Below are 24,650 nucleotides of genomic sequence, written 5' to 3'. Positions count from 1 at the left end.
CGGCCTTGAAAGATGCAGAGGCTTGCTTCGTTCGTCGTGATCGTGAGGCGTGTCCGATGCATCTGCGTTCTCGGTTCGTGGGGCCGGTGGCGTCCGGGGCCCGCGCGCGGCTGGTGGTGGTGTGTGCCGGGGTGGGGTTCCTGGTGGCGCAGTTGCTGCTGGTCTCGACACGGATTCCGCTCGGGTGGGACGAGTCGCTGTACGTCAGCCAGTTCAGTCCGTATGTGCCCGCCGGGTACTTCAGCGCCCCGCGGGCGCGGGGCATCACCCTTCTGGTCGCGCCGATCGCCCAGGTCACCTTCTCCTCGGCGGCGCTGCGGGTCTATCTGGCGGTGCTGTCGAGCCTGGCGCTCGCGGGGACGCTGTGGATCTGGCGGCGGCTGCTGCCGCCGGGCGCGCTGGCACTGACCGCGGTGCTGTTCGCCGGGTTGTGGATCACGCTGATCAGCGGCTCGCAGGCCATGCCGAACCTGTGGGTCGCCTTCGGCGCGCTGGCCGCGGTCGGCTTCTTCCTGCGCGCGGCGGACGACGGCGGTGACCGGTGGGCACTGGTCGGGCTGGCCCTGAGTCTCGGGTTCACCGCGTTGATGCGTCCGCTGGACGCCGCGTGGTTGGCGTTTCCGCTGCTGGCCGCCGTGCTGGTGGTGCGGGCGTGGCGACGGCCCCTGCTGGTGGCCGTCATGTTCGCCGGGCTGGGGATCGGGGCGGCCGAGTGGGTGGTGGAGGCCTACGTCCGGTTCGGTGGCGTTCCGCAGCGGCTGCACGTGTCGAGCCGGGTCGAGGGCGGGATGGGCCTGCATTTCGCGCTGGACGACGAGCTGCGCGCGTTGAACGGGCCGGAGCTGTGCCGCCCCTGCCACCGGGCCTGGCGGCATCGTCCGGCCGCCGCCTGGTGGGCGGTGCTGCCGTTCGCCGTCCTGGGCGGGCTGGTGACGGCCCGCGCGTCCGGACGCCTGTCGCGGGCGCTGATGCCGACGCTGTGCGCGGCGGCGATCTCGGTGCCGTACCTGCTGATGATCGACTATGCGGCGCCCCGGTTCATGCTGCCCACGTATGCGTTGCTGTCCGTCCCCGTCGCCTTGGGGCTGTGGTGGCTGGCGACCCGGACACCGGCGCGGGCGCGGCCGTGGCTGGTGGGTCTGGCCACGGTCGGCCTTCTGGCGCACTTGGGCATCCAGCAGCTGGTCCTGGCTCGGATGACGACGAGCACGCGGCACTCCCACGGTGACTACGTCCGGATCGCCCGGGATCTGAACGGGCTCGGCGTCCGGTCGCCGTGCACCCTGACCGGGGACCAGGCCGCGCCGGTGTCCTATCAGGCCCGCTGCGCCTGGGCGCAGACGGTGGGGCCCAACACGTCCATCACCGTCCGCGGCCTGGTCGCGCTCTCGGGACGGCAGCCGGTCGCGGTGCTGATCGGGCCGGGGGGCAAACCGCCTTCCTACGCCCGCGCCTGGCCGGCGCATCGCCTTTCGGGGCGCTACGGGCTTCGCGGGTTCAGGGCGTACGTCTCGCCGCGCGCCTGATCTCACCTCCAGGGTCGGCATGGCCCTCGCGGGGTCACCTGGACCTGTCCACCGGGAACGGGAGGCCGGTGAGCTTCTCCGAGAGCGTCCAGAGCTCCTGGGCGGTCTCGGGGTCCCGGGCGCGCAGCGCCGGCTGGACGACCGTCGGACGGCCGCGCATCTCCCCCGGGCCGTCCGGGCCGATCAGCTGCCCGCCCTCGACGTCCGGGTCGGTCGCGGCGTACAGCTGGCTCCACGCGCCGCGATCACTCTGCTGGGCCAGCACGACGTTGAGCACCCGGTAGACGTGCTTGCGCATCCCGGTCGGGCCGCTGGTCTGCAGGTTGGTGGCGGCGTAGCCGGGGTGGGCGAGCACGCTGCGGATCGGCGAGCCGACCGCCCTGAGCCTGCGGTCCAGCTCCAGGCCGAACACGACGTTGGCGAACTTGGACTGCGCGTAGAAGGCGGTCGGCGAGTACGAGCGCTCGCCGGCCAGGTTGCCGCGCTGAATCCGCCCGCCCCGGTGCAGGACCGAGGTGACCGTGACGACGCGGACGTCCCGGCCCTGGTCCGCGGACACCTCGAGCCAGTCGTGGAGCCGGGCGGTCAGCGCGAAGTGCCCGAGATGGTTGGTGGCGAACTGCAGCTCGAACCCCTGCCGGGTGAGGGTGCGCGGCGGCCACATCACCCCGGCGTTGTTCACCAGGACGTCGCCGGGCGGGCCGGACGTGAGCGCCTCGGCGAACTCCTGGACCGAGTCCAGGTCGGCCAGGTCGAGCAGCCGGTACTCCACCGAGGCCCGCGGCACCAGGCTCCGCAGCCGTTCCACGGCGGACGCGCCCTTGACGTGGTTTCTGGCCGTCATCACCACGTGGGCGCCGCGCCGGGCGACCGCTCGGGCCGTCTCGAACCCCAGGCCGCTGTTGGCGCCGGTGATGACGAACGTGCGACCGGTCTGGTCGGGGACGTCGTCGATGGTCCATCGCTCCACGGCAGCCTCCTCAGGCGGTCCGGGCCGGGTTCCTCAGGACGGGTTCCTCATGCCGAGCGTGCCCGTACACGGCGCGGTTCGATCCGGAGCCGTTTGATGACGATCTCGTTCATCATCTCCGTGGTGCCGCCGCCGATGCCCAGCAGGCGCGCGTCGCGGTAGTGCCGCTCCACCTCCGACTCGCGCATGTAGCCCATGCCGCCGAACAGCTGCACCGCCTCGTGGACCACGTGCTCGACCGCGTAGACGGCGGTGTTCTTGGCGAAGGCCGTCTCGGTCAGCACGTCCTGGCCCGCCACGTACCGCTCGGCGACCGACCGGGTGTAGGCGCGCGCCACGTCCACCTGCCGGGCCATCTCGGCGATCTTGTGCTGGACGAGCTGCCGCGACGCCAGCAGGCCGCCGAACGTCTCGCGCTGCCGCACCCACTGGACGGTCAGGTCCAGGCAGCGCTGCGCGGTCGCGTACGCCTGCGCGGCCAGGCCCAGGCGCTCGGTGACGAAGTTCTGCGCGATCTGCAGGATGCCCGTGCCCTCCGCGCCGACGAGGTTGGCCCTCGGCACCCGCACGTCGGTGAACGCCAGCTCGGCGGTGTCGGAGCAGTCCCAGCCCATCTTGCGCAGCGACCGCGAGACCACGAACCCCGGCGTGTCCTTGTCGATCACGAGCAGGGAGATGCCCGCCGCGCCGGGCCCGCCGGTGCGCACCGCCGCGGTCACGAAGTCGGCCCGCACGCCCGAGGTGATGAACAGCTTCGCGCCGTTCACCACGTAGTGGTCGCCGTCCGCCACGGCGGTGGTGCGGAGGTTCGCCAGGTCGGACCCGGTGCCCGGTTCGGTGACGGCGAGCGCGCCGATCCGCTCCCCCGCCAGCGTCGGCTTCGCGTACCGCTCCACCAGGTCCTTGCTGCCGGAGGCGATGATGTTCGGCAGGGCGATGCCGTGGGTGTACAGCGCGCCGAGCAGGCCGCCCGAACCGCCCGCCTGGATGATCTCCTCGAACACGATCAGGACGTCGAAGACCTCACCGCCCGAGCCGCCCGCCTCCTCGGGCCATCCGACGCCCAGCAGCCCGGTCTCGGCCGCCTTGCGATGGAGTTCGAGTGGCAGTTTTCCAGCGTCTTCCCACTGCGCCAGATTGGGAACGATCTCGCGCTCGGTAAAATCCCGGGCCAAGGCGCGCAATGCGACACGCTCGTCGGTGTTCCAGGGGCTCTTCGTCGTCACTCTTCCTCCAGCGGCACTAGGAAGACGGGATCGGGCGCCGCGTTCCCCATCAGATCAACGGCCGTCTGGCAGCGGAACTCTCCTTCCAGTAGAGCGGCAGTCACATCAAGTGACGCACTACTTACTATGAGTCACTTGCCTGACTCCAGGCTTTCCCCCTTTCCTGGATAGCGGCGCCAGGGACACTCTTACGGCAGGAGTTCAATGACCCTGACTCATCGAGTAAGAGCATTCTCCCCTTGGCCGAGGGGAACGATATCCCCCTCTCCGCATCGCAATTCCCGTGGTCGGGACGGTCACAAAAATGAGCGGTAACGCGCGACGCGGGGACAGGCGGCTCACGGTCGTGTGCGTCGGGGCGGGCCCCGGCGAACGGCGGATCCTGGGTGACGCGCTCCTGAGCGTCGTGCCCGCCACAGGGGACGTGAACGAGGAGGCGGACACGGCCTCCGGCGCGTCCTGGCGGTGGGACGGCCGCTTCCTCGACGTGGCCGGCCGCGTCCGGTGCTTCGTCGAGGAGCGCGTCCCGAAGCTGCGGATCGACGTGGAGTTCGCCGACTCGCTGGCGGCGGTGCCCGGCCTGTTCACCGGCGGACGGTCCGTCGAGGTCCTCCTGGTGTTCACCCCGCCGGGCCCCGCCGAGGACGGCGCGGACCAGGCGCACGCCGACGCCGTGATCGAGGCGGTCGCGTCCTGGCCGTCCGAGCGGCGGCCCGAGCTGTCCCCCTTCGGGGTCCGGCTGTACCGCGACCCGTCGCACGACGCCGGCGCGCAGGTCGTCGCGCCCTTCACCGTCCGCGACCGTCCCGCGTCCGGCTGGCATCTGGCCTGCGACGCCGTCGCGGCGGTCGCGGACCACATCGAGACCCGCGTCGCACAGCTCGCGATCGCGGCCGCCGAGCTCCCGGCCGCCACCCTGGCGCGCGGGCTCGCCGCCTTCCTGTCCGCGCGCTCGGGCCGGTCATGGGGCCTGCACCCCTACACCGGCACCGTGGTGTCCGGGATCATCTCCGACCTGGAGAGGCTGGCGGGCGAACGCGGCAACCCCGTTCTGCGCGCCCCGGGCGAGCACGGCCTGGCCTGCGGGGCGCTCGCCCGGTGGATCCTCGACCGGGCGCCGTTCCTCATCGTGGTCACCAGCGGCATGCTGGACGAGTTCAAGGGGACCCTCGCCAACCTACGGGACGCCCGGGCCCGCGGCTTCATCGTCGGCGCGGAGTCTCCCGCGGACCGGTGGGCGCCGTTCCAGGGCACCGTCCACGCGCACGAGGACTCCCGCGAGGTCCTGCGCGCCAAGCGCCTGAAGGTCTTCTACCTGGACCGCGCCAGGGACCTCGACGCCATGCTCCGGGACGCCTTCGCCGCGTACGACGCCGACGAGGGCCCGGTCGTGCTGCTGGTCACCCACAGCGTCCTGGAGCATCGCGCCGACCCGCCGCCGGTCCCGGACGAACCCGCTCCGGCCCGCGCGGTCGTGCGCGAGAGTCCGCTGGACGAGGTCGTCGACCTGGTCAACAACGGTCCCGTCCGGCTGCTGTGGCAGGTCGGCGCCGTCGAGCCGGAGGACCGGCCGCTGCTGCTGCGCGTGGCCCGCGAGGCCGGGGCGGCGCTGGCCGACTCGCTCACCCGTCCGGGCGCGGTCTCGCACTTCACGGGCGGCGAGCGGGTTCCGGCCTACCTCGGCACGCTGGGCCTCTACGGCTTCACGTCGCGGGTGTACGACTACATGATCGACCCGGCGACCCGGCGGCTCCGGCCCGACCTCGCGCTGTTCTTCCTCGGCAGCCGGATCGCCGAGATCTCGAGCCCCTTCAGCGAGTCGGTGCTCGGCCGGCATCCGCTCGTCGTGCAGGTGACCCGGCGGCGGGAGCACCTGGCCCCGGCCGCCGGCCTGCCGGTGTGCGCCCCCGTCGGCGCGTTCCTCCACCGGCTGGCCGAACGCCTGGACGTCGACCCGAAGGTCCTGGCGATGCGGCGGCACGCCGTCGAGACCGTCCGCGACCACGGCGACCCGTCGGCCGTCCTGCCGACCAGGCCCATGACGACCGGTGTGTTCTGCCACGAGGTGGACGCGGTCGTCCGCGAGCTCATCGCCTCGCACGGATACCGCTACACCGGCGTGTACGACGTGGGACGGGGCGGGATCGCCGCCATCCGCAACATCGCCCGCACCGGCCCCGGCTACTCCGGCTGGTACGGCCGGGCGCTGATGGGGGACGCGCTCCAGGCCCTCCCGGCGATCGCCCTGACCCGCCCGGGGAACGTCCTGGCGTTCATCGGGGACGGCGCGGCGGCGCTGGTCCCCGACATCACGCCCACCCTCGTCCAGCAGATCCGGTACGAGCACGCCTCCCTGGACGGCAACCTCAGCGTCTTCACGCTGTTCAACGGCGCCCACTCCCTCATCCGCACCTACCAGGAGGCGCGGAACCGCGAACCGGACTTCCACCAGACCACGGTCGTGCACCGGCTCGAACCCGAGTGGACGCACGACCTGGGCCGCGCCCGGATCCACCACCGCCACCTCGACCGGGTCGACCGGCGGTCCCTGGCGGACCAGCTGCTCGCCCCCGCGACGGTCAACCTCTACTCCGTCCCGCTCACCCACACCAGCGACGGCGACGGGCTGTACCTGCCGTCGGAGCGCGGCTGGCACGCCGCCACCCATCCAGGAAAGGGATCGACATGAACGCACAGGAAGCGCTGGACACCGTCCAGTCCATCCTCGCCGACCGGCTCGGCGTCGAGCGGAGCCTGATCACTCCCGAGGCGAGCCTGCGCGAGGACCTCGCCCTCGACTCCATCGACGCCTACGACCTGCTCACCGACGTCGAGGAGCGCTTCGCCCTCGACATCGACCCCGGGCGGTTCTCCATGGTCGGCACCGTCGCCGACGTCATCAGCGTCATGCAGGAGGCCGCGCCGGCAAAGGCCATGCCGTGAGCCGCGCCGTGGTGGTGACCGGGCTGGGCCCCGTCACCCCCATCGGGATCGGCGCGGCGGACTTCCACGAGGGGCAGGTGACCGGGCGCAACGGCATCCGGGGCGTCACCCGGTTCGGGCCGGAGGAGCTGGGCCCGTGCATCGCGGGCGAGGTGGACCTCCCGGAGTCGATGGCCCTGCCCGCACGGCTCCAGGCGAAGATGGACCGGACCGTCCAGCTCGCGATCGTGGCCACCGACCTCGCCATCAGGGACGCCGGGCTCGAGCTCGAGAAGCTCGACCTCACCCGGTTCGGGATCTCGGTCGGCACCGGCGCGGGAAACCTGGAGTCCCTCGCGGCCATCTGGCGGGCCGCCTGGGACGAGGGGGGCCGCCGGTCGCGGGGCGGCGTCCCCCGGGTCATGAGCAACGCGATCGCCGCGGGCATCGCCATCCAGTACGGGCTGTCCGGCCCGGTCACCTGCTCGTCGCTGGCGTGCGCCGCCGGAGGCGAGGCCCTCGCGGTGGCCCACCAGATGATCGCCAACGGCGAGGCCGACATCGTCGTCTCGGGCGGCTCGGAGGCGCCGGTCTTCCCCGAGATGATCAGCTCGCTGCGCGCCCACCACGCCCTGTCGGCCAGGGTCACGGACCCGGCCGCCGCGAGCAGGCCGTTCTCCCCCGACCGGGACGGATTCGTGCTGGCCGAGGGCGCCGGGATGCTCATCCTGGAGTCCGAGGAGCACGCCTCGGCCCGGGGCGCCACGGTCAAGGCCCGGTTCGCCGGATACGGACGGACCTGCGACGCCTACAACGTCGTGGCGCCCCGTCCGGACGGCAGCGGAGCGGGCCGTGCCATCGAGATCGCGATGCGGCGGGCCGGGCTCGCCCCGGACGACGTCTCCTACGTCAACGCGCACGGCACCAGCACCCAGCTGGGCGACGCCGCCGAGGCCCTGGCGATCACGACGGCCCTGGCGGACCGCGGCCGGCGGGTCCCGGTCTCCGGGACCAAGTCCCAGACCGGGCACTCCCTCGGGGCCGCCGGGGGGATCGAGGCGATCGCGGTGGTCCAGGCGATCGGCACCGGGATCCTGCCGCCGACCCTCAACCTCGAACGACCCGACCCGGCCTTCGAACTGGACCTCGTGGGCCCGGATCCGCGCGACCACGACGTCACGGCCGCCCTGTCCAACAGCTTCGGCTTCGGCGGGCACAACGTCGTCCTCGCCTTCACCCGGCCCTGACCGCACGGGCGCCCCGCCCGGCCCACCCCCTCCAAGGATGTGCACATGGATGTCGGAGATCTCTTCTGGCGGACGACCTGGGAATGCACGCCCCGGCGCCAGTTCCACAGGCTGCGCCGTCCGCGCTCGCTGCGGTCGGTGGTCGCCGGGAAACGGGTGGTGCTGACCGGGGCGTCGTCGGGGATCGGCCGGGAGACCGCGCTCCTGCTCGGCAACGCGGGGGCCGAGGTGGTCCTGGTCGCCCGGCGCGCCCACCGCCTCGCCCAGGTCGCCGAGGGCATCGACGGGGCGTCCGTGCACGTGTGCCCGTGCGACCTGACCGATCCCGACCAGACCGCGCGGCTGACCACGCAGATCCTCGAGATGGGCGGGGCCGACCTCCTCATCAACAACGCCGGGCACTCGATCCGGCGGGCCCTGGCCAACTCCCGCGACCCTTTCAACGACATCGAACGGCAGGTCCGGCTGAACTTCCTCGGCGCGCTGCGGCTCACGCTGCCGCTCCTCGCCGACATGCGGGCCCGCGGTGGCGGGCACATCGTGAACGTCTCCACCTTCGGCACCCAGATCGGGGCGCTCCCCCACTTCGCCGGCTATCTGGCCTCGAAGGCGGCCTTCGAGGCGTTCGCCCGGTCGACCGCGCCCGAGACGCGCGGCGACGGGGTCCGCTGGACCATCATCAACATGCCGCTCGTGCGGACGGACATGAGCGCGCGGGGAGGCATCAACCAGAACTCCGCGATGTCGGCCCGGTCGGCCGCGCGGGTGATCGCCCACGCGGTCGTCCACCGGCCCGCGCGGATCAGCCACCCGGTGGGCCTCGCCGCGCGCCTGTCGGACCTGCTCTTCCCCAGGACGATGGAGCGGGTCATGTCGCGCAGCGTCGATCCCGTCCGGAACAGGCAGGTGCCCCTGGCCGGCGGCGCGGCGGGCGCCGGGCTGCAGCCGGCCCGCCCCTCCCGGGACGGGTCCGGGTGATCCCATGAGCGAGTCTCCGTGGTTCGTGCCGTTGCTCCTGGCCAGCGGCGGGTTCTGGACCGTGGCCTACGTCCTGGTCGCGTGGCGGAACGCCCGCGACCGCACCTACGGCATGCCGCTGGCGGCGCTGGTGGCCAACTCGTCCTGGGAACTGCTGTTCCTGGGCGGATACCCCCATGGGCTGCGGGCCGGGATCATCGGCATGTTCCTGCTCGACATGGTCCTGCTCGCGCAGACGCTGCGGTACGGCCCGCGCGAGTTCCCACGCCTTCCCGCCTGGCTCTTCTATGCAATCGTCGCCGCGTCCTACGCGGTCGCGATCCCGCTGGTGCACACCCTGAACAGGGCTTTGGACGACCCGTACGGCATCTACGCGACGTTCCTCGCCAACCTGATGATGAGCGCGATGTTCTTGGCGATGCTGTACGCCCGCCAGGACGGACGCGGCCAGAGCATGCCGATCGCGATCGCCAAGTTCCTCGGGGCGGCCTCCCTCGCCCTCGCGTTCAGCGTGAACACGGCCTCCACGACGTCGAGCGGACGGCCCGTGCTGTACGTGTTGTTCGTCGCCGTCGCCGTCCTCGACATCGCCTACGCGATCGCGCTCCACCGCGTGACGCACCGCGCCGCCGTCCAGGCCGACTCCGAGAAGGAGCAGCTGGCATGGCTCTGACGGCTCCGGCGGCGTCGCCGGCGACATGGCGGGACGGGAAGAAGTACCTGTGGCTGCTCGGCCTGTTCGTCCCCGCGTTCCCGTTCCTGGCCTGGGCACTGGCGAACGCGACCGGGATGGGCTTCTTCTGGTGGTCCGAGCTCCTCCTGCTGTACTCGGCCTTCCCGTGGATCGACCACGCGGTCGGCAAGGACCCGGGCAATCCGCCCGACGCCCTCCTGGCCTGGCTGGAGCAGCAGCGCTACTACCGCTGGTGCACCTACCTCTATCTCCCGCTCCAGTACGCGGGCCTGGTCATGGCCTGCTACCTGTGGTCCCGCGGCGGCCTCTCGACCGCCGACAAGCTCGGGCTCGCGTTCACCACCGGGTTCGTCAGCGGCAACGGCATCAACGCCGCGCACGAACTCGGACACAAGAAGGACTCGGTGGAGCGCTGGCTGTCGAAGGTGGCGCTGGCGCAGACCGCGTACGGCCATTTCTTCATCGAGCACAACCGCGGCCACCACGTCCGCGTCGCCACGCCGCAGGACCCGGCGAGTGCCCGGCTCGGTGAGACGTACTGGCGGTTCTGGCCGCGCACGGTGTGGGGAAGCCTGCGTTCCGCGTGGGGCCTGGAGTCGCGGCGCCTCGCGCGTACGGGACGAAGTCCCTGGACCGTGCGCAATGACGTCCTGAACGCCTGGGCGATGACGCTCGTCCTCTTCGGAACGCTCATGGCCGTGTTCGGCCCGGGAATCCTGCCCTACCTTCTTCTGCAGGCGGTCGTGGGATTCTCGCTGCTCGAAACGATCAACTACATCGAGCATTACGGGCTGCTACGGCAGAAGGCCGGCGGCGAACGCTACGAGCGCTGCGCGCCGCGGCACAGCTGGAACTGCAACAACCTCGCGTCCAACGTGCTCCTTTATCACCTGCAGCGACACAGCGACCACCATGCCAATCCGACCCGCCGATACCAGGCGCTCCGGCACGTCGACGAAGCCCCCGAACTGCCCGCCGGATATCCCACGATGACGCTGCTGGCATGGATTCCGCCGCTCTGGCGCAGAATCATGGACGAACGCGTCCTCGCGCATTACGGCGGCGATCCCGACCTCGCCAATATCCAGCCCGGCCTCCACGGCAGGTACCGCGCATGAGCCGCTTCCAGTGCCCCGTCTGCGAGTACACCTACGACGAACGCGCAGGTGAACCACGGGAAGGCTTCCCTCCCGGAACCGCCTGGGCCGGAGTGCCGGACACCTGGTGCTGCCCCGACTGCGGCGTCCGCGAAAAGGTCGACTTCGCCGAGACGGTCGGAGGGTCACTCGGCGAAACGACCGGGGAGCCACCGGTGAATCTGGGCCGTGAACCATCATGAGAACCTGGCAATGCGTGATGTGCGGCTTCATTTATGAAGAAGCCAGTGGCTGGCCCGACGAAGGCATCGCCCCCGGCACCCGCTGGGAGGACGTCCCGGACGATTGGCGCTGCCCCGACTGCGGCACGGAAAAGGCCGACTTCGAGATGATCGAGATCTCTTGCGGCTGACGGAAACCGCATTCGGGTCACGGGACACTCAAATTCCCATCCCGGTCGCCCAAAGAAGGGAGATCATGGGCAACACACGACCCTGTCGGGACACCGCCGAATATGGTCCGACGGTAAGCATCTTGCATCGTCCCTGGTCATGCCATGTTGACGCCCGGCCACCCTATCCTCGGAAGCGGCACCGAGGGCCACCCTCCGGAATCCGGCAAAGCCGGACCGGCCTCGCAAAAATAAATCTCGGCCCATCACCGGACAAAAGAACTCGTCGACGACGATGAGCGGCGAGCGAAGCCACAAGAACAGCGACCGCGCTTCTCTCGCAGAGCACGCGGCGCCGGTCCGACAGGCGACACCCGCGGCGCGGCCGCACAAGGGAGAGTCCAATGCCCACCTATCGCGACGACAACCGGCGGAGCCGTTCCGGCCGCTCCCGAAGGCGCACCGGGATGACCAGCCTCGTCCAGGACGTCCTCGACGACGTCAAGGACTACATGGACGACAACCTCGACCGCACCCGGGACGTGGAGAACTCCACGCGCGACGCCCTGACCAGGCTCGTCGAGGACCGCTCCGACAGCTCGCGCCGCGGGCGGCGACGCCGCCGCGACGACCGCGACTGGGACGACCGGGACCGCGACCGCGACCGGGACGACCGCGACGACGACGTGGACGACCTCGTGGACATGGTCAGCGACCTGCACGAGGACCTCCTCGAACTCGCCAAGCAGGTCCGGGCCCTGGCGGAGCACGCCTCCCCGGGCACCGCCGTCGCCGGCGAGCGCAAGAAGGCCGTGTCCCGATCGGGGAACGGCTGACGACGACCGTCCGGCTCTCCCCGGCCCCTGAACGGGGGCCGGCAGGCCGGCGGTTCGGCACGAGAGGGACCTTGAGATGCCCGAGGAGGCGGGGCGTCCCCGGGAACGGGAGGCGACGTCCGACCGGAGGCGCCCGCACGTCCGGCGGCTGCGCCTCGAGCCGGACGGAGATCTGTACGACCTGGACGAGCGGCGCCGGATCGCCCTGAAGGAGCTGGGCGACGAGGTGAAGGCCGGACGCCAGTTCCGCGTCCGGCACGGCGAGACGGGCACCGACTGCACCCACGAGGTGCTGCTGGAGGTGCTCCGCACGTCGCTGCCCCCGCAGACCCTGTCCGCCTCGGGCGGCGACCTGTTCGCGACCGCCCGCCAGATCCTGTCGGGGGCCACCGATTTCCTCGGAGGCGCGGGCGCCCGCCGGAAGCACTGATCGCGCCACCATGTCGAGCCGGCCGGACGGGCGACGCGGGCCGGCCGCCCAGGGAGATCCGATGGAGAGCCGGTGACCACACGACGCATGCGCGCCGTCGGCAAGGTCCTGTTCCAGATCGTCGCGGAGGAGGGTTCCCGGCTGACCTCGCGCGGCGAACGCGGCGCGTCCCCCAGCGAGGTCAAACAGCGGCGCGCCAGGACGATCCGGCTGGCCCTGGAGCGGCTGGGCCCCTTCTACATCAAGCTCGGGCAGATGCTGTCGACGCGGCCCGACATCGTCTCCCCCGAGATGATGGCCGAGTTCGCCCACCTGCAGGACACGGTGTCCCCGGCGCCCTTCTCGGTGTTCGAGCCGGTGCTGGTGGACGCGCTGGGCCCCGACTGGAGCAGCCGCTTCGCCAAGGTCGCCGACGGCGAGCCGCTGGGCTCCGCCTCGCTGGCCCAGGTCTACGAGGTGATCCTGCAGGACGGGACCCGCGGCGTCCTGAAGATCCAGCGGCCCGACATCCGCGCCCTGGTCCTCGACGACATGGCGATGGCGCGCAGGCTCGTCCGCTGGGTGGCCCGGGCCGCGCGCGACCTCAACACCGTGATGGACCTCGAGGCCACCCTGAACGTCGTCTTCGACGCGATGGAGTCGGAGCTGGACTTCACCGTCGAGGCCGCCAACATGGAACGCGCCCAGGAGCTCATCGCCGGGTTCGAGCACCTGGAGGTCCCCGAGGTGATCTTCGCGACGCCCCGGGTCATGGCGCAGACGCTCGCGCCCGGCTGCTCCATCCGGGACGTGGACCCGGCGACCCTCACCGAGGAGGAGCGCCTGGGGATCGGCCGCGACCTGCTGGCCTTCGGCTACCGCGGCTACCTCACCGACCGGTTCTTCCACGCCGACCCGCATCCCGGGAACATCTTCGTGGCCTCCGGGCACAAGGCGTCCCTGATCGACTGGGGGATGGTCGGCCGCATCGACCGGCGGATGAGCATGACCCTGATGTCCATCCTGCTGGCGATGGCGCACGAGGACGGGGCCGGCGTGGCCCGCGCCTGGCTCGAACTCGGCAAGGCCACCCCCTGGGCGGACGTCCCGGCCTTCTGCGGGGACGCCTCGGCGCTGATCCCGAAGATCGCGTCGGCGTCCCTGGCGGAGCTGAACTTCGGCGTGGCCCTGACGAACATGCTCCGGTACGCGGCGCGCCGGGGCATCCAGACCAGCCCCCTCATCGCGCTGCTCGGCAAGTCCTTCGCCAACCTCGAGGGCTCCGTCCGCTACCTGGCCCCCGAGCTCAGCGCCACCGAGATCTTCGAGGAGGAGGTCCGCAACATCATGTTCGACCAGGTCCGCTCCTCCCTCTCCGAGATCGCGGCGGCGCGCACGACGCTCGACCTGCTCATGGGCACGACGGTGGCGCCCGAGCAGCTGCGCGCCTTCCTCCGGGACGTCACCAACCGCGAGTTCACCGTCCGCATGGGGTATCTCCGCCAGAAGGGCGAGCCCGGCATCAGCGAGGCCCTGAACCTTCGCAAGAAGCTCCGGGTGGCCGGAACCGTCGTCGCCGGGGTCGCCCTCTGGCGCCTGGCGAAGCGGCGATGCCCGGACCTGCTTCCGAGTTCAGGACGTGAGGCGCGCACAGAACACTGACGCTCTCGCCGGGACGGCTCGTCGGAGGGGTAGTAGAAACGGCTGCATGACCGATCAGCCCCCTCCGCGCAGGACGGCACGACGGACATGGCCGCTGTACGCGGCGGGGTTCACCACCGCGTTCGGTGCGCACGGCATCGCGGCCAACCTGGGGCAGGGCGATCCGGATCTGAAGGGGTCCGTGCTGTACCTGGGGTTGCTGCTGGCGCTGTACGACGGCGCCGAGGTCGTGCTCAAGCCGGTCTTCGGGACGCTGTCGGATCGGGTCGGGGCCCGTCCGGTGCTGCTGGGCGGGCTGGCCGCGTTCGCCGTGGCGTCGGCGCTGTTCGTGGTGGTGCGCGATCCCGGGTGGCTGTGGGCGGCGCGGCTGGGGCAGGGGGCGGCGGCCTCGGCGTTCTCGCCCGCCGCGTCCGCGCTGGTCGCGCGGCTGCATCCGCGGACCGGGCACGGCAGGGCGTTCGGGTCCTACGGGTTCTTCAAGAGCATCGGGTACACCGCCGGGCCGCTGCTCGGAGGCGTCCTGGTCTGGCTTGGCGGGCTGACGCTGTTGTTCGGCGTGCTGGCCGGGCTGTCGGTCGGCGTGACGGTCTGGGCCGCGCTGGCGGTGCCGTCCGTTCCGCCGCTGCCGAGGGCGCGGCAGACCGTGGTCGACCTGGTCCGGGGACTGGGGAACGGCGCGTTCCTCAGGCCGGTGGCGGCGCTGGCCGCGGCGACGGCGGCACTGTCGGCGGGCGTCGGGTTCCTCCCCCTGTCGGGCGCGTCCGTCGGGCTGACACCGCTGGTCACAGGGGCGGTGATCTCGGTGCTCGCCGCGTCCGCCGCGGTCGTGCAGCCCTGGGCGGGACGGGCTCTGGACGCGGGCCGGATCACCATGCGCGCCGGCCTGTCCGCCGGGCTCGGGATCACCGGTGCGGGGCTCGCGGTCGCGGCGCTGCCCGGGGCCGTCCCGCTCCTGCCCGCCGCCGTCCTCATCGGGGTCGGGACGGGCCTGGTCACGCCGCTCGGGTTCACCGCGCTGGCCGCCTCGACCCCACCGGAACACCTCGGCCGGACGATGGGGACGGCCGAACTCGGACGGGAGCTCGGCGACGCCGGAGGCCCGCTGCTGGTGGCCGCGGTCGCGGCGGCCCTCACCCTCGGGTGGGGGTATCTCGCGCTCGCGCCGGTCGTCGTCCTGCCGGCCGTCCCGGGCGTCAGGCGGGCGGGGCCTGGGGGCGGAGGGCGGACATGGTGAGGCTCACCAGTTGGACGGCGGCCTGGTCGGAGGTGCCGCGGGCCGCGGTGAGGGCATGGAGGCAGTAGGTCGCGAGCTGGCCGGGGTCCATGTCGTCACGGACCTCGTCCGCGCGGGCGGCCTCGTCGATCAGATCCCGGAAGAAGGCGTGCAGGCGGTGCAGCGCCTGCTGGACGTGCTCGCCGCCGTGCAGCAGGACGGCCAGGCCGTCGTCGTGGCGCCCGTGCGCGCCCTGCGGGGTCAGCGCGTACGCCAGGAGCGCCGCCTCCAGGCGGGCACCGGGCGGCAGGTTCGGGTCGGCGACCTCGTCCACCTGCCGGAGATGGGCGTTGACCTGCCGTTCATGCCAGGCGCTCAGGACCGCCTGGACGTCCGGGAAGTACTTGTAGAGCGTCGCGCGCCCGATGCCCGCCCGCTCGGCGATCTGCGACATCGTCAGCATGACCAGCCCGTGCTCGGCCACCAGCGCGGCCGTGGCGTCCAGGGCCGCGTCGCGGACCGCTGAACGGTGCGCGTCGATCGTCTCGTCCCACAACTTCGGCACACGCAGAGCGTACATCGCGTCCCGGGTGGAGACAGAGTGTCCGTTGACAAGACAGTCTGTCTCGATAAATCTGGAAGCCCCTCGAGATGGAGGCCGCGATGCCGTCCCTGGAAGCCGTGATCGAGACCGGCCGCGCGAGCAGGTACCTCGTGCAGTTCTGCAAACACGCGTCCGCGATCGGCGCCCGTGGGCACGCGACGGGCGGGCACCGGCACGGACCGTCCGCCGGACACGACCTTCAGGTGGAGGCCGAGTGGACCGAATCGTCCGGAACGGTGACCTTCGTCCCCTGGGGCCGGTGCGAACTGGCCGCGGAGCCCGGCCGGCTGACGGTGCGCGTCGAGGCGTCCGGCCCGGCCGAGCTGGCCCGGATCAAGGACGTGATCAGCCGTGACCTCGACCGGTTCAGCCGCCGCGCCCCACTGACCGTGACCTGGAGCGAGAGCCACACGAGCTGAGCGCGCGACCGTCGACGGCGTCCCCGGGGTCAGTGCTGGCCCTGCTTCAGCATGGCCAGGTGCTTCTGCAGCACGGGGAGGGCCTGCCGGGCCTCCCCGACGACGGTCGGGTCCGAGCCGTGGTCGACCTCGTTGCGGGTCGCCGCCAGGGCCCCCTCGTGGGCGGTGATCTGGTCGGCGACGAACTGGTTGTCGAAGGCCGCTCCGGTGAGGCCGCCGAGCACCTCCTGCTGCGCGGCCTGGTCGGACGAGGGAGAGGTCGGCAGGTTGACGTGGAACCGCTCCGCCGTGGTGACGATCGTCTGGTCCTGCCGGGTGTGGTCGGTCACCAGGACGCCCGCCTCCGACTGGATCTGCGAGCTGCCGCTCTTGTCCTGGGCGAGCTGCGCCGCCTGGATCTCGGCGAGGTTGCCCTGGTGGATCTGGCCGAGCCAGTTCTTGTCCTGCCCGGAGAGGTTGGAGGGCGAGGGGTTCACCGAGGGCGGGGCGGCCTTCCTGTGCTCCTGGTACGCCCCGCAGGCCGCCCCCGCCGCCATGATCGCCGCGGCGGCGGCCACGGCCGCCGGCCACCGAGTGATGGACATGATCCGATCTCCCCACTCGCCGCACCGCCCTACCTCCCCCCTTGTGTAGTCCGACCGAAACGCGGGTTTTAAACCCTCCTGAACGAGAAGAGCCGGAGGCTCACCGTCCGCCGCCCTTACGGACGCGCGCCCCCGCAAGGGATGTCGCCGATCTCGGCAGATCCGGATTTTCCGGCAGGTTTCAGCTCGCCTCGAGGTACTGGTGGTCGGTGCGGATCCGCCCGTCGGCGTCCAGGGTCAGGACGTCCACGCCGCCGACGAAGTGGGGACGACACCGGGGGGGCCGCGGCGCGGGCGGACGGCGCCGGACGTCGCGGCCGGCGGTGCCGAGCGAGTTCGACACCAGGATCGCCGTCCAGTAGAGGGCTTCGCCGGTGCGACTGGAGATGTTCTCGACGTCGCGGCTCTGGCCGGTGCGCCACCAGACGAGGAAGACGAGGGCCAGGAGCCCGGACAGGACGAGGGCGCCCCACCCGTATCCGAGGCCGTGGGCGACGCCGCCGTGGCCGGGTCCGCGGTCAAGGAGGTCGGACATCTCGGTGCCGACGAGGCTGGTGCCGAGCACCACCGTCCAGAACACGGCCGGACGGAACCGGGTCGTCCTGAGCTGGATCGCCAGGACGACCAGGAAGCCCCCGAGGAAGAGCGCCTCGGTGGCGACATAGCCGAGCCCCAGGGTGATGCCGACCAGGTCCCCGGCCGTCTCCCCCAGCGTGACGGCGACGATCTTGAGGGCCCAGAACAGGGCCGTGACCTGCGGAAGCCTCCGTGTCACGAGGTGTTCTCGCCTGGCGTCCAGGGCCTCGGCCGTCCTTGCGGGCATGCGCACTCCCATCGTCGGTCACCATCACGCCATGAGTTGTCGCGACTACGTACGGCGACCGAGACTAGCGATGAGAGAGCGCGGGGGCATGGCTATTTCTACAAGCGTGTAGAGGTGTCGGAGCAGCGGGCCGCCCCTATGAAGATCCTCTGAATGCCTCCTGAAGGGAGGCGCGAGGGGTGGTCCGAAGTGTTGACTGCTGGGCGACATCGACTCGTAAGGATCCTGATGCCCGCCACCGTCTGGGGACTCCCCGTCCACCCCCTCGTCGTCCACCTGGTCGTGTTCCTCATCCCGCTGGTCACCGTCGCCGCGCTCGTGGTGGCGGTCTGGCCGAGGGCGCGGAAGGTCGCCGCGCCCTGGGTGCTGGGCCTCGCCACGATCGGCGTCGTGTCCGTCCCGATGGCCACGTCCAGCGGTGAGGGGCTGGAGAAGCGCGTCCCGCACTCGGCGCTCGTGGAGAAGCACGCCGAACTGGCCGACGGGCTGCTCCCGCTCGTCGCGGGGGTCTGGCTGGCCCTGGCCGTCATCGTGGCGGTCGCCTGGTACTCGCGCCGCGCCACCAGCGCGCCCCGCTGGGCCACCGCGGTCACCGTGGTCGCCGCCGTCCTCACCGTTGGCGCGGCCGCCGCCACGGGCGTCCAGGTCGTCCGGATCGGTCACAGCGGCGCCAAGGCCGTCTGGCACGACGTCGGCCAGGAGAAGCCCGAGCACTGACCTCGCTCCAAGGCCCTGGACCGTGACAGCACGGTCCGGGGCCTTCTCCGTCGCTTCATGGGGCTCAGGAACGGCGCAGCAGGAGCATGAACCCGTAGTCCATGTGGAGCTGCTGGTGGCAGTGCATCAGGGACAGGCCCGGCTGGTCGGCGGTGAAGTCGAAGTCGAGGGCCTGGTAGCCGCCGAGCATGACGACGTCCTTGCGCAGGCCGTGCGTGGGGGTGCCGGCGATGTGGGTGACCTCGAAGGTGTGCCGGTGCAGGTGGACGGGGTGGACGTCGTCGGAGGCGTTGCGGAAGCGCATCCTGTAGCGCCCGCCGCGTTCGAGGTCCATGACCGGCTTGCCCGCGTCCATGGAGAAGGGCACGCCGTTGAGGGTCCAGATATTGAACCCCTGGCCTGCGGCGTTGCGTTTCTCCACCAGCAGGTCGATCACGTGGTCGGGCCGCTGGGCGGCGGAGCCGGTGTGGGCGAACGCGCGGTAGTCCCAGAGGAAGTGGGGCGGCGCGCTCCATTGGGGGGTGCCGCTACGCCCGGCGTACTCCACCACGGTGCCCATGCCCGCGTTCCGGTCGCTGTCTGCGAGGTCCCCCAGCACCCACACGCCCGGATGGTTCATCTCCACCAGGGCTGAGACGCGTTCGCCGGTGCCGATCCACAGCACAGGCACGGCGGCCGGGCGGGGCACGGGATTGCCGTCGAGCGCGACCACCGTGAAGGTGTGCCCCGGCAGCGCGAGGCTGCGGATCTCGGTGGCGCTGGCGTTCAGGACGTGGAGCAGCACGCGCTGCCCCGTCCTGACCTTGATCGGCTCGCCATGCCCCAGTTTGCGGCCGTTGACGCTGAAATCGCGGTACCCGACCTCGAAGCCTCGCGGCATGCCCCGCGCCAGCGAGTCGGCCATCGCCTTCTCGCCCCGGCGTTTCAGCTCCGGCACCATCGGACCCGCCAGGAAGTTCACCGCCATGTCACCGCCGTGGGCGAGGGACGGCCCGAACTCCTTCAGCGTCAGGAACACCTCCTGGTCGTAGGCGCCAGGGGCCGCCTTCGGCTCGATGTACACGGGGCCCGCCTGACCGCTGTAGGTGCCGCGGGCCAGGTCACCGTGGGCGGCCACGTGGGAGTGGTAGAAGCGGAAACCGGACGGGCCGGGCGTGAACGACAAGCGCCGCATCCCGTGTGGCGGGATGAACGGGGTTCCCTCCTCCGAGGCCCCGTCCACGTCCGCCGGCACCCGCTGGCCGTGCCAGTGCAGCAGCTCAGGGGTCCCGGTGTCGTTGTGGACGTCGACCACGACCGGACGGCCCTCGGTGAACCGCAGCAGCGGACCGGGAAACCTGCCGTTGTAGGTCGTGGTGGAGACGACCGTTCCCGGTGCGAGCTCGACACGTCCCGTCGCGATCCGCACGGTGTGGTCCGCCCGACCCGAGGCGCCGGGCGAGGCGCTGGGCGAGACGCCGGGCGAGACGAGCTGCGCCGGGCCACAGCCGGAAGCCGAACCGGCGCCGCTCCCCGCCAGCGCCGCCAGTCCCCCCAGCCTGAGTGCGTCTCGACGACTGATCGGCATGACCCGCATCCCTCCAGCTCCGGCGGCACGACGACCCAGACCACGAATATCACCAAGGGTGAGCGTTGACGCACTGCGGGGTGAAGTGAAGGGGGCGACGGGAGGGGAAGGCGCGGCGCGCGACGCGGGAGCCGGAGGATAGGTCCGGGTTCGGCAACGCGGGCTCAAGCGTGGGCCAAGCCTTCGCCGGTCGGCGCGTCGTCCGGCGGCGGGGCGGGAATGCCGGGGCGGTGGAGCGGAAGCCGGACCCCGCGCCGGACGCCAAGCCCGACCCGACGCCGGACGCCGAACCCGACCCGGCGCTGGGTGCCAAGCCCGACCCGACGCCGGACGCCAAGCCGGGCCTTGTGCCGGGCACCAAGGCCGGGACCAGGCCGGACACCAGGTTCCTGCTCGCGAACGAGCGCACCTACCTGGCCTGGATGCGCACGTGCCTGGCGTTCCTGGTCGGGGGCGTCGCGCTCGGACACCTGACCGTCCGGCCCGGGCTGGAATGGCTGCGGATGACGATCGTCGTGATGATCATCGCGTCCGGCATCGTGCTGACGCCGCTCGCCTTCCTGCACTGGCGCACGACCGAGCACGCCATCCGGGCGGACCGGGAGCTCCCCCGGCACTACCTGCCGTTCGCGCTCATGGTGGTGATGGTCGTCGTGGGCCTGGCGCTGGCCGTGCTGATGTTCCTGTCCCCGTAGTCAGACGCAGACCGAGCGGAGGGTGGCGGCCAGGTCGTTGACGCGGGTCTGCAGCTCGACGAGCCGCTCCACGAGGGTCTCGTCGGCGACGGCGAGCAGGTCGTCCGGGTCGATGGCCAGGATGTTCCTGGACGTCGCGGACAGCGTCTTGGCGAACTTCGCCCGCTGCTCGCGGACGAACGTGTCCGGATCGGCCTGGACGGCCCGGTCGACGAGCTCCCGCACGAACCCGTAGGCGTCCTCGACGGCGTCGCCGTCGGGTTCGTCCGTTTCGTCCGAGCGGACGCGGGCGAGGCGCTCGTCGGAGAGCTGGGCGGACGACAGGGCGAGCGACACGACCTGCCCGGCGGGGGTCTTCGCCGTCCCCTCGGAAAGGACGCGGGAGACGTACTCGAGGTGGTCGGCGCGGCGCTGCTCGGCCTTCACGGCCTTGACCGCCTCCGGGTCGGCGAGGGCCTTCGCCAGGGTCGCCGCGCGTTCCTCGGGCCGGGAGAGCAGCGCCTCCCGGGCGGCCTCGGCGGTGAGCCGGTCGCCGAGGATCGCGGCCCTCATCGCCGGGCGATGGCCCGTGATCTCCAGGGCCTTCTTATGGCTCGCGCCGATCGCCTCGGCCTCCGCGACGACCCGCTGCCCCTTCTCGCCGGACGATCCGGGCGCGGCGTAGTAGCCGGGCCAGACGTCCGCTTCGGGGAGTTCGACCGCGGCGCCCGGGGTCAGGGTCGCGGCGTCCGGGACGAGGCCGTCCGCGGCGGCGGCCTGCCAGGCCTTCCAGTGGCGGTCGACGCGTCCGGTCGCGCATCCGGCGCGCTCGGCGAACGCCTTCGCCGAGACCTTGCCGTCGGCGGCGGGCTCGTCCTCGGCGTCCTTGGTGACGCTTCTGGCCACCAGGAGCCCGAACGTCCAGCCCCCGGCGGCGGCGAACGTCCCGAAACGCTCGGCGTCCCGGGAAACGAGTTCGTCCGGCTGACCGCTCACCATGTCTCCCCCGGCCGGACGGAACGACGGGCGCCCGGCCTCCGTCCGCGTCAGGCTATAGGACCGTCCCCCCTGCGCCACGGCAGCCGCGAAGCGCACGCCGGTGGAGTCCGGTCAACCCGTCCCAATGGTTCCGCAATGTGGCCTGCGGACGGCTCGAAGCACCGCCTCCCGGTCGGCTAGAGAGAGGGGGTCACCGTTCTGGCAATCACCCGTGGTCGTTCGCTGGGACGCCCTGCCACAGTGCGGAGGACGCGTGGGCAAGGACGCCGACGACAGCCGGCTGCTGCGGTGGCTGAGGCGCGCGTTCATCTCGGTGCGCGGCCGCGCGACGGTGATCACCGTCGTGATGACGGGGTCGGTGCTGGCGCTGTCGACCGTCCTGACCGTGGAGATCCTGGCGTACGCGGGGCGCTCCTCGGCGCGGCAGGACGCGTCGGTCACGCTGCAGCGCGTCGTCTACGACATCACCACCGGCCACGGCGTGGCGGCGGTGACCCCGGAACCGGGTGAGGCGCCGCTGATCCAGATCGTCGAGCCGGGCGCGCGGATCCTCGCCGCGTCACCGGACCTGCGGGGCAAACCGCCGCTGAACCCGGCCCCGCCGCAGATGGCGGACCTGCTGATCGGCAAGACCGTGTGCCCGGACTTCCTGCCGTCCTGCGTCGAGCTGGTGGGCCTGCGGGTGGGCGGGACGCAGTTCCCGCGCACCGCGGTCGTGTACGTCGCCGACGCGGTGACCGCGTCGCTGACCAGGCAGCGGCTGTTCCTCGAGGTGGGCGCGGTGGCGCTGGCACTGCTGCTGCTGATGTCGTGGTGGACGTGGAAGACGATCGGGGACGCGTTCCGTCCGGTCGAGGAGATCCGGCGGCAGCTGGCCGAGATCACCAGCGCGGGGCTGCGGACGATCGGCCGGCGGGTGCCGGTCCCGCGAACCGGCGGCGAGATCCAGGACCTGGCCGTCACCGTCAACGACGCCCTGGAGCGGCTGGAGCAGTCCACCAACCGGGAGCGGCGGTTCGTCTCCGAGGCGTCCCACGACCTGCGCAACCCGATCGCCGGGCTGCACACCCGGCTGGAGGTCGCGCTGGACGAGCCGGACGACTACGACTGGAAGCCGATGGTCCGGGGCGCGCTGCGCGACGCCGGACGGCTGAACGACATCGTCAACGACCTGCTGGAACTGTCCCGGCTGGACGCCCGCTCCCCCGCCGCCTGGCATCGGATCGACCTCGCCTCGCTGGTCCGGCGGGAGATCGGCGTCCGCCCGTGGCGGGTCCCGGTCACGGCCCGGCTCGAGGAGGACGTGGAGGTGATGGGCGCGCCCATCCGGCTGAGCCGCGTCCTCGGGAACCTGCTCAACAACGCCGAGCGGCACGCCGAGACGGGCATCGAGGTCGTCGTGAGGCGGGACGGCGACGACGCCTACCTGGAGGTCCTCGACGACGGGTCCGGCATCCCGGAGGACGCGCGCGAACGCGTCTTCGAGCGGTTCGCCCGGCTCGCCGAGTCCCAGCGCCGCGACCCGGCGGGCACCGGCCTCGGCCTCCCCATCGCGCGCGAGATCGCCCGCATCTACCACGGGGACGTCTACGCGGCCGACAGCCCGCGCGGCGCGCGCCTCGTCATGCGCCTCCCCCTCGCCCCACCGCACAGCCCGGAGCCACCACCGGGCGCGGAGCCACCGCCAGGCGCAGAGCCGCCAAGCGCAGAGCCGCCAAGCGCAGAGCCGCCAAGCACGGGGCGGCCGGACTCGGAGCCGTCCGGCGAGAAGCCCGAGGCGACCTGACGCGACCCCTTGTACATAGGTAGATCATCGACATATGTTGATCATATGAGCGAGCGGGCGATGCAGGAGCCGACGTTCCTGATCCTGACCGCGCTGGCCGCCGGGCCTCAGCACGGGTACGGGATCATCACGGACGCCGGGGAGATCTCCGAGGGCCGGGTGCGGCTGCGCACCGGGACGCTGTACACGGCGCTGGACCGGCTGCGCGGCGAGGGGCTGATCGAGGTGGACCGCGAGGAGGTCGTGGACACCCGGATGCGCCGGTACTACCGGATCACCGCCGCCGGCGCGGACGCGCTCGCGGCCGAGGTCCAGCGCATGCGCCGCGGCGCCGAGACCGCGGCCCTCCGACTCGGCGCCGCGGGAGGCCTGGCGTGAACGGGACGTGGAACCGGCGGCTGCTGCTCGCCTACCCGAAGCACCACCGCGACGAGTACGGCGAGGAGATGCTGGACGTCCTCACCGAGTGCGGCGGCGGCCCCCGGGAGTCGGCGGACCTGGTCGTCAGCGGGCTGAGGATGCGGCTGGACGGGCTCGGCGCCCCCTGGACGACCCCCGAGTGGCGGGACGCCCTCGCCGTGGTCAGCCTGGTGGCGCCGCTGCTGATGACCATCCCGGCGGTGTGGTTCGTCGACTCGGGCGTCAGACACCTCACGGGCGAGATGACGACGGGTCCCGGGTACCTGTCGGGCCTCTTCGGGGTCGCGCCCGTCTGGGGAGTCGGAGCCCTGGCGCTCGCCGCCGCGTGGTGGGGCGGGATCTTCGGGCGGCGGTTCGGAATCGCGGTGATCCTGGCGCTCTGCGTCTTCATGTACGTCGGCAGCGACCGGCTCACCACGTCCGACGCCAAGGCCATCACGCTGGGGCTGGTGGTGCCCGTCCTGGCGCTGGCCGGGCTGGCGTTCTCCGACGGTCCGCGCCGTGGCGCGCAGGTGCTCGGACGGCCCGTCGCGATCGCCATGGCCACCGTCGCGGGGCTCTCGTTCGCGGCCCAGGGGCTGGCCGGGCTCCAGCATCCGCTGCACCTGCAGGTGATCTCGGGCGAGATGCCCTACTACGAGGAGGCGTTGGTGATCACCATGGCCGTCCTGGTGCTGAACGGCTTTCGCACCGCGTACGGACGGCGCGTGGCCGCGCTGCTCGTCACGCCGCTGCTGTTCGACCTCGCGCCCTGGACGCCCGTGCCCGTGCCCCGCATGGCGGCCGTCACGCTCGGGTTCGCGCTGGTCCTGGCCCTGGGGGTGCGCTCCCGGAGGCGTCCGGCCCGCTGATCCCGATCCGGCCCCACTGGGCGGAACATCAGGGC

26 protein-coding genes are annotated in these 24,650 nt (G+C 72.0%); 19 read left to right on the top strand and 7 right to left on the bottom strand.

What is annotated here, in order from left to right:
• The first annotated feature begins 56 nt into the window (after positions 1-56).
• Positions 57-1,526 carry a glycosyltransferase family protein gene (locus AB0L06_RS24725; protein WP_500233444.1) on the top strand — a complete coding sequence of 490 codons (1,470 nt, stop codon included), beginning with the start codon at positions 57-59 and terminating at the stop codon, positions 1,524-1,526.
• Positions 1,527-1,560: 34 nt separating this feature from the next.
• Here AB0L06_RS24725 and AB0L06_RS24720 read toward each other — a convergent pair whose 3' ends face one another.
• Positions 1,561-2,496, bottom strand: coding sequence for an oxidoreductase (locus AB0L06_RS24720; protein ID WP_500233443.1), 936 nt, complete (start codon positions 2,494-2,496; stop codon positions 1,561-1,563).
• A 47-nt stretch (positions 2,497-2,543) separates the two neighbouring features.
• Positions 2,544-3,722, bottom strand: a complete 1,179-nt coding sequence (locus AB0L06_RS24715) for an acyl-CoA dehydrogenase family protein (RefSeq protein WP_500233442.1) — start codon at positions 3,720-3,722, stop codon at positions 2,544-2,546.
• A gap of 304 nt (positions 3,723-4,026) precedes the next feature.
• Between AB0L06_RS24715 and AB0L06_RS24710 the strand changes: the two genes are divergently transcribed.
• The 12 genes from AB0L06_RS24710 to AB0L06_RS24655 all read left to right on the top strand — a co-directional run bounded on the left by AB0L06_RS24710 (position 4,027) and on the right by AB0L06_RS24655 (position 15,192).
• Entirely contained in the window at positions 4,027-6,411 is a 2,385-nt protein-coding gene (locus AB0L06_RS24710; RefSeq protein ID WP_500233441.1) for a hypothetical protein, read from the top strand.
• Complete coding sequence (locus AB0L06_RS24705; protein WP_500233440.1) at positions 6,408-6,665, top strand: phosphopantetheine-binding protein; 258 nt, start codon at positions 6,408-6,410, stop codon at positions 6,663-6,665. Before AB0L06_RS24710 ends, AB0L06_RS24705 begins: the two co-directional genes overlap by 4 nt.
• Positions 6,662-7,891, top strand: a complete 1,230-nt coding sequence (locus AB0L06_RS24700; protein ID WP_500233439.1) for a beta-ketoacyl-[acyl-carrier-protein] synthase family protein — start codon at positions 6,662-6,664, stop codon at positions 7,889-7,891. The genes AB0L06_RS24705 and AB0L06_RS24700 overlap by 4 nt, the downstream gene beginning before the upstream one ends.
• Before the next feature lie 45 nt (positions 7,892-7,936).
• The gene (locus AB0L06_RS24695; RefSeq protein WP_500233438.1) at positions 7,937-8,869 is read left to right on the top strand and encodes an SDR family NAD(P)-dependent oxidoreductase; all 933 of its coding nucleotides are present in this window, start codon (positions 7,937-7,939) and stop codon (positions 8,867-8,869) included.
• Between the two features lie 4 nt (positions 8,870-8,873).
• Positions 8,874-9,542, top strand: coding sequence for a transmembrane-type terpene cyclase (locus AB0L06_RS24690; protein ID WP_500233437.1), 669 nt, complete (start codon positions 8,874-8,876; stop codon positions 9,540-9,542).
• A complete protein-coding gene (locus tag AB0L06_RS24685; protein WP_500233436.1) occupies positions 9,533-10,681 on the top strand; it encodes an alkane 1-monooxygenase in 1,149 nt (382 codons plus the stop codon). The genes AB0L06_RS24690 and AB0L06_RS24685 overlap by 10 nt, the downstream gene beginning before the upstream one ends.
• Positions 10,567-10,902 (top strand): rubredoxin, encoded by a 336-nt coding sequence (locus AB0L06_RS24680; RefSeq protein ID WP_500233435.1) that lies wholly within the window; start codon positions 10,567-10,569, stop codon positions 10,900-10,902. Before AB0L06_RS24685 ends, AB0L06_RS24680 begins: the two co-directional genes overlap by 115 nt.
• The gene (locus AB0L06_RS24675) at positions 10,899-11,072 is read left to right on the top strand and encodes a rubredoxin (protein ID WP_500233434.1); all 174 of its coding nucleotides are present in this window, start codon (positions 10,899-10,901) and stop codon (positions 11,070-11,072) included. The genes AB0L06_RS24680 and AB0L06_RS24675 overlap by 4 nt, the downstream gene beginning before the upstream one ends.
• Before the next feature lie 383 nt (positions 11,073-11,455).
• A complete protein-coding gene (locus AB0L06_RS24670) occupies positions 11,456-11,887 on the top strand; it encodes a hypothetical protein (RefSeq protein WP_500233433.1) in 432 nt (143 codons plus the stop codon).
• 76 nt (positions 11,888-11,963) lie between these two features.
• Entirely contained in the window at positions 11,964-12,317 is a 354-nt protein-coding gene (locus AB0L06_RS24665; protein WP_500233432.1) for a polyhydroxyalkanoate synthesis regulator DNA-binding domain-containing protein, read from the top strand.
• 72 nt (positions 12,318-12,389) lie between these two features.
• On the top strand, positions 12,390-13,958 hold the full coding sequence (locus AB0L06_RS24660; RefSeq protein ID WP_500233431.1) for an ABC1 kinase family protein: 1,569 nt from the start codon (positions 12,390-12,392) through the stop codon (positions 13,956-13,958).
• Positions 13,959-14,004: 46 nt separating this feature from the next.
• Positions 14,005-15,192, top strand: a complete 1,188-nt coding sequence (locus tag AB0L06_RS24655) for an MFS transporter (RefSeq protein WP_500233430.1) — start codon at positions 14,005-14,007, stop codon at positions 15,190-15,192.
• On the opposite strand, the gene AB0L06_RS24650 is transcribed toward AB0L06_RS24655, so the two are convergent.
• A complete protein-coding gene (locus AB0L06_RS24650; RefSeq protein ID WP_500233429.1) occupies positions 15,152-15,736 on the bottom strand; it encodes a TetR/AcrR family transcriptional regulator in 585 nt (194 codons plus the stop codon). The genes AB0L06_RS24655 and AB0L06_RS24650 overlap by 41 nt on opposite strands.
• Before the next feature lie 98 nt (positions 15,737-15,834).
• On the opposite strand from AB0L06_RS24650, the gene AB0L06_RS24645 reads away from it, so the two are divergent.
• Entirely contained in the window at positions 15,835-16,194 is a 360-nt protein-coding gene (locus AB0L06_RS24645) for a DUF2218 domain-containing protein (RefSeq protein WP_500233428.1), read from the top strand.
• A 29-nt stretch (positions 16,195-16,223) separates the two neighbouring features.
• Here the strand turns inward: AB0L06_RS24645 and AB0L06_RS24640 are convergent, their stop codons facing one another.
• Positions 16,224-16,778 carry a DUF4142 domain-containing protein gene (locus tag AB0L06_RS24640; RefSeq protein ID WP_500233427.1) on the bottom strand — a complete coding sequence of 185 codons (555 nt, stop codon included), beginning with the start codon at positions 16,776-16,778 and terminating at the stop codon, positions 16,224-16,226.
• Between the two features lie 181 nt (positions 16,779-16,959).
• Entirely contained in the window at positions 16,960-17,601 is a 642-nt protein-coding gene (locus AB0L06_RS24635) for a COG4705 family protein (protein ID WP_500233426.1), read from the bottom strand.
• A 228-nt stretch (positions 17,602-17,829) separates the two neighbouring features.
• Here AB0L06_RS24635 and AB0L06_RS24630 point away from each other — a divergent pair, with 228 nt between their 5' ends.
• Positions 17,830-18,318 carry a DUF2231 domain-containing protein gene (locus AB0L06_RS24630; RefSeq protein WP_500233425.1) on the top strand — a complete coding sequence of 163 codons (489 nt, stop codon included), beginning with the start codon at positions 17,830-17,832 and terminating at the stop codon, positions 18,316-18,318.
• A 64-nt stretch (positions 18,319-18,382) separates the two neighbouring features.
• Here AB0L06_RS24630 and AB0L06_RS24625 read toward each other — a convergent pair whose 3' ends face one another.
• Complete coding sequence (locus AB0L06_RS24625) at positions 18,383-19,726, bottom strand: multicopper oxidase family protein (RefSeq protein WP_500233424.1); 1,344 nt, start codon at positions 19,724-19,726, stop codon at positions 18,383-18,385.
• Between the two features lie 389 nt (positions 19,727-20,115).
• On the opposite strand from AB0L06_RS24625, the gene AB0L06_RS24620 reads away from it, so the two are divergent.
• Positions 20,116-20,580, top strand: a complete 465-nt coding sequence (locus tag AB0L06_RS24620) for a YidH family protein (protein WP_500233423.1) — start codon at positions 20,116-20,118, stop codon at positions 20,578-20,580.
• Here the strand turns inward: AB0L06_RS24620 and AB0L06_RS24615 are convergent, their stop codons facing one another.
• On the bottom strand, positions 20,581-21,558 hold the full coding sequence (locus tag AB0L06_RS24615) for a hypothetical protein (RefSeq protein ID WP_500233422.1): 978 nt from the start codon (positions 21,556-21,558) through the stop codon (positions 20,581-20,583).
• Positions 21,559-21,811: 253 nt separating this feature from the next.
• On the opposite strand from AB0L06_RS24615, the gene AB0L06_RS24610 reads away from it, so the two are divergent.
• Genes AB0L06_RS24610 through AB0L06_RS24600 form a run of 3 tightly spaced genes read left to right on the top strand, consistent with a single transcriptional unit; the run spans position 21,812 to position 24,615 of the window.
• The gene (locus AB0L06_RS24610) at positions 21,812-23,344 is read left to right on the top strand and encodes a sensor histidine kinase (RefSeq protein ID WP_500233421.1); all 1,533 of its coding nucleotides are present in this window, start codon (positions 21,812-21,814) and stop codon (positions 23,342-23,344) included.
• 45 nt (positions 23,345-23,389) lie between these two features.
• Positions 23,390-23,722: a PadR family transcriptional regulator gene (locus tag AB0L06_RS24605; RefSeq protein ID WP_500233420.1), complete on the top strand. Its 333-nt coding sequence runs from the start codon at positions 23,390-23,392 to the stop codon at positions 23,720-23,722.
• On the top strand, positions 23,719-24,615 hold the full coding sequence (locus AB0L06_RS24600) for a hypothetical protein (RefSeq protein WP_500233419.1): 897 nt from the start codon (positions 23,719-23,721) through the stop codon (positions 24,613-24,615). Before AB0L06_RS24605 ends, AB0L06_RS24600 begins: the two co-directional genes overlap by 4 nt.
• Positions 24,616-24,650 lie beyond the last annotated feature (35 nt).

The sequence above is a fragment of the Spirillospora sp. NPDC052269 genome (genome assembly GCF_040679435.1).
Lineage (GTDB): Bacteria > Actinomycetota > Actinomycetes > Streptosporangiales > Streptosporangiaceae > Spirillospora.
This window is presented reverse-complemented; position numbering and strand designations above follow the sequence as displayed.

Coding starts and splice junctions, on each gene's coding strand:
- AB0L06_RS24605 (WP_500233420.1), top strand. CDS start 23,390: ATGAGCGAGCGGGCGATGCAGGAGCCGACGTTCCTGATCCTGACCGCG.
- AB0L06_RS24675 (WP_500233434.1), top strand. CDS start 10,899: ATGAGAACCTGGCAATGCGTGATGTGCGGCTTCATTTATGAAGAAGCC.
- AB0L06_RS24670 (WP_500233433.1), top strand. CDS start 11,456: ATGCCCACCTATCGCGACGACAACCGGCGGAGCCGTTCCGGCCGCTCC.
- AB0L06_RS24615 (WP_500233422.1), bottom strand. CDS start 21,558: ATGGTGAGCGGTCAGCCGGACGAACTCGTTTCCCGGGACGCCGAGCGT.
- AB0L06_RS24710 (WP_500233441.1), top strand. CDS start 4,027: ATGAGCGGTAACGCGCGACGCGGGGACAGGCGGCTCACGGTCGTGTGC.
- AB0L06_RS24705 (WP_500233440.1), top strand. CDS start 6,408: ATGAACGCACAGGAAGCGCTGGACACCGTCCAGTCCATCCTCGCCGAC.
- AB0L06_RS24640 (WP_500233427.1), bottom strand. CDS start 16,778: ATGTCCATCACTCGGTGGCCGGCGGCCGTGGCCGCCGCCGCGGCGATC.
- AB0L06_RS24680 (WP_500233435.1), top strand. CDS start 10,567: ATGGATTCCGCCGCTCTGGCGCAGAATCATGGACGAACGCGTCCTCGC.
- AB0L06_RS24695 (WP_500233438.1), top strand. CDS start 7,937: ATGGATGTCGGAGATCTCTTCTGGCGGACGACCTGGGAATGCACGCCC.
- AB0L06_RS24630 (WP_500233425.1), top strand. CDS start 17,830: ATGCCCGCCACCGTCTGGGGACTCCCCGTCCACCCCCTCGTCGTCCAC.
- AB0L06_RS24665 (WP_500233432.1), top strand. CDS start 11,964: ATGCCCGAGGAGGCGGGGCGTCCCCGGGAACGGGAGGCGACGTCCGAC.
- AB0L06_RS24645 (WP_500233428.1), top strand. CDS start 15,835: ATGCCGTCCCTGGAAGCCGTGATCGAGACCGGCCGCGCGAGCAGGTAC.
- AB0L06_RS24690 (WP_500233437.1), top strand. CDS start 8,874: ATGAGCGAGTCTCCGTGGTTCGTGCCGTTGCTCCTGGCCAGCGGCGGG.
- AB0L06_RS24635 (WP_500233426.1), bottom strand. CDS start 17,601: ATGCCCGCAAGGACGGCCGAGGCCCTGGACGCCAGGCGAGAACACCTC.
- AB0L06_RS24685 (WP_500233436.1), top strand. CDS start 9,533: ATGGCTCTGACGGCTCCGGCGGCGTCGCCGGCGACATGGCGGGACGGG.
- AB0L06_RS24655 (WP_500233430.1), top strand. CDS start 14,005: ATGACCGATCAGCCCCCTCCGCGCAGGACGGCACGACGGACATGGCCG.
- AB0L06_RS24725 (WP_500233444.1), top strand. CDS start 57: ATGCATCTGCGTTCTCGGTTCGTGGGGCCGGTGGCGTCCGGGGCCCGC.